Annotated in this window: 2 protein-coding genes; one reads left to right on the top strand and one right to left on the bottom strand. The window is 73.7% G+C overall.

Annotated features, from left to right (window positions below; translation table 11 throughout):
- Positions 1-133: 133 nt before the first annotated feature.
- Positions 134-1,897, bottom strand: a complete 1,764-nt coding sequence (locus tag VR45_RS11130) for a non-ribosomal peptide synthetase (RefSeq protein WP_052709010.1) — start codon at positions 1,895-1,897, stop codon at positions 134-136.
- A 363-nt stretch (positions 1,898-2,260) separates the two neighbouring features.
- On the opposite strand from VR45_RS11130, the gene VR45_RS11125 reads away from it, so the two are divergent.
- On the top strand, positions 2,261-2,988 hold a 728-nt coding region (locus tag VR45_RS11125), incomplete at its 3' end, for a phosphopantetheine-binding protein (RefSeq protein ID WP_045939544.1).

Genomic DNA, 2,988 nt, shown 5'->3' with positions numbered 1-2,988 from the left:
GGCCTCATGCCCGGACGGGTGCCGGGACGGGTTCCGGGGCGCTTCGCGGGAGGTGCGGACCGGGTCGCCCGTCCGGCCGTCCACGTCTGACGGCGCGGCCCGGCCCGCTCAGCTCCCCGCTCACCTGCCCCGCTCACCGGCTCCCGGCAGCGGCGACGATCCTGGTGACCTCCTCGGCGAACTCACCCAGGGTCGTCTTCTCGAACATGATCCGCGGGGGCACGCGGTGCCCGAGCTCCGCGCGGATCCGGCCGACCGCCTGGACCGCGAGCAGCGAGTGCCCGCCGCGCTCGAAGAAGTCGTCGTCCTCGCGGAGTTCGATTCCGCCGAGGAGCTGGGACCACACCCGTCGGACCACCTCCCGCACCGGGTCCTCGTCCGCAGCGGGTGCCGGGCCGTCTGCGCTGTCCTTGCCGTCCGCGCCGTCCGCTGCCTCCGTGATGCGCGCGGCGTGCAGGGCGCGCAGGGCCGCGAGATCGACCTTCCCCCGCTCGGTCACCGGCAGCCGGTCCACGAACACGATCACGTTGGGGACCATGTGGCCCGGCAGCCTGCCCCGCAGGTGGGCATGGATCCCGTCCGCCGATCGCCGGTCCGGTGCGGCCACCACGAACCCGGCGAGCGCGTGGCCCTGGGGCAGGACCACGCAGTCCTGGACGTCGGGATGCGCGCGCAGGGCGGACATCACCTCCCCGATCTCGACCCGGTGTCCGTTGACCTGGACCTGGTCGTCGTCCCGGCCGAGGAACTCCAGCGCGCCCGAGGGCGTCGTCCGGACCCGGTCACCGGACCGGAACACCCGGCCGAGGCCCGGCAACCGGACGAAACGCTCCTCCGTGAGCGCGGCATCGCCGAGGTAGCCGCGCGCCACGCAGGCGCCGCCGATCAGCAGCTCCCCCTGCGGCGAGACGTGCAGCTCCGCCCCGGTGACGCTCTGGCCGATCGGTACGTCCGGCCCGGTGTCCGTGGCGGCGTCGAACTCGTGGTAACTGACCGCCACGGCCGCCTCGGTCGGTCCGTAGCGGTTGAACAGCCTGACCCCGGGCAGCAGTTCGACGATGCGTCGGGCCACGGGGGTCGGCAGCCGGTCCCCGCCGCTGATCAGGTAGCGCAGGCCGGTGGCCTTCCGGAACTCCGGCTCGTCGACCAGGAGCGACAGCATCGCCGGGGGGAGCCGGACCGCCGTGATCCCGTGCTCGACGAGGGCGGTGGCGATGGCGAGCGGGTCCTGGTGGTCGCCCTCGGCGACCGAGACCACCGTGGCGCCCGCACCGAGCGGCCAGAAGAAGTCGGTGAGCGAGGCGTCGAAGGTGTAGGGCGCCACCTGCAACAGCCGGTCACCGGGCCCGAGCGGCAGCCGCTCGGCGAGCCACTCCAGGTGCGGGGCGAGGTTGCGGTGCTCGACCACCACACCCTTGGGCGTGCCGGACGATCCGGAGGTGTAGAGGACGTAGGCGGGATCGTCCGGGGCGCCGACAGCCGTCGGTCCGGCCTCCCGTACCCCCTCCTCCTCGATGTGCACCTGGAGCGTGCGGACACCGCCGCCGTCCCCGAACCGGGCGGCGGTCGCGTCGTGCACCAGTACCGCGGCCGGTGCGCAGTCGGCGAGGATCCGGGCCAGCCGCGGCGCCGGCTCCTGCAGACCGAGCGGCACGAACGCCGCACCCGCCCGCAGGACACCGAGCACGGCGACCGCCATGTCGGCCCCGCGTTCCAGGAACAGCGCGACCCGTGTGCCGGGGCCGGCTCCCGCGTCGAGCAGACGCCTCGCGAGCCGCCCGGACCGCTCGATCAACTCCCGGTGGCTCAACGGCCGTCCGGCACTGTCGAGCCAGGCCGTGGCCGCCGCCGGCGCCCCCTCGAGAACCCGGGTGTGCAACAGGTCGTGGTCCGACATCCTCGTCCCCCCGCGGTCGGGTCGCTCACAGAGGTTCGATCCGATCACAGCTCCGGGGCCGCGTCATCCTGTCGAACGTCAGGGGTGGTCGACTGCCGGCCAGGTATCGCTCAGACCGTGTCGCGCCCCTGTCAGGGCGGTAGCCTGACCGAAGGACGGGCAGATGCCCCGCACGAGCGCATCGGTGCACGACCGCATCGGCGCACGACCGCATCGGCGCGCGACCGCATCGGCGCGCGAGCGCACCGCGGCGGGGATTCCTGGACGGGGCCGCGTGCGCCGCCGGCCCGGCCGCCGGGCCTGCCGGTGAACGGATCACCCGCACAGGTCTCTCACGCCGCGAGATGAGGGGACGCCACACCCATGGACTCCGTGCCGAACACTCCGCCGGGCCAGCTGCGCCGGATGGCCGCCGTGTGGGAACAGGTGCTGAAGAAGGGCGGGATCGGGCCGGACGACTCGTTCTTCACCCTGGGCGGGCAGTCCGTGATGGCCGGCACCCTGGTGCGCGCGGCGGGGGAGCGGTTCGGGGTGCGGATCCCGATCCGGACGCTGTTCGAGTACTCCCGGCTGGGCGAGTTCACCGACCACGTCGTGGGGTTGGCACCGCCCGCAGCGCTTCCCGCAGCGCCGCCCACGACACCGCTGCCGGAACGCGCCGCCCTGGCCGTCCCGCTGGCCGTCCCCCTGGAGATGACGGCGTTCCAACGGCGGATCTGGCTCGCCGAGCAGATCGATCCGAGCGTACGCAACCACGTACCGCTCGCCTGGTCGGTGGCGGGCCGGCTGGACCCCGACCGGCTGTGGGTCGCACTCGGCCGGCTGGTGGCCGAGCACGAGATCCTGCGCACCCGGTTCGTCGACGAGGACGGCGGGTGGTCCGTGCAACTGCGCGAACCCTGGCTGCCGCCGTTGGAACTGCTCGACCTCGGCGACGCCCCCGACACCGCCACCCACATTCCCGACGGCATACCCGACGGTATTCCCGACGGTATTCCCGACGGTGTGACGGAATGGCTGGAAGCCGCCCTGCGCCTGCCGTTCGACCTGGAGTCCGGACAGCTGCTGCGCGCCGCCCTGGGCGAGTTCGC

The sequence above is a fragment of the Streptomyces sp. NRRL S-495 genome (genome assembly GCF_000966955.1).
Classification (GTDB): domain Bacteria; phylum Actinomycetota; class Actinomycetes; order Streptomycetales; family Streptomycetaceae; genus Kitasatospora; species Kitasatospora purpeofusca.
The sequence above is the reverse complement of the archived record's forward strand: the minus strand, read 5'-3'. Positions and strand labels throughout refer to the sequence as shown.

Excerpts from the sequence above, each read along its gene's own strand:
- VR45_RS11130 (WP_052709010.1), bottom strand. The coding sequence starts at position 1,897 with ATGTCGGACCACGACCTGTTGCACACCCGGGTTCTCGAGGGGGCGCCG.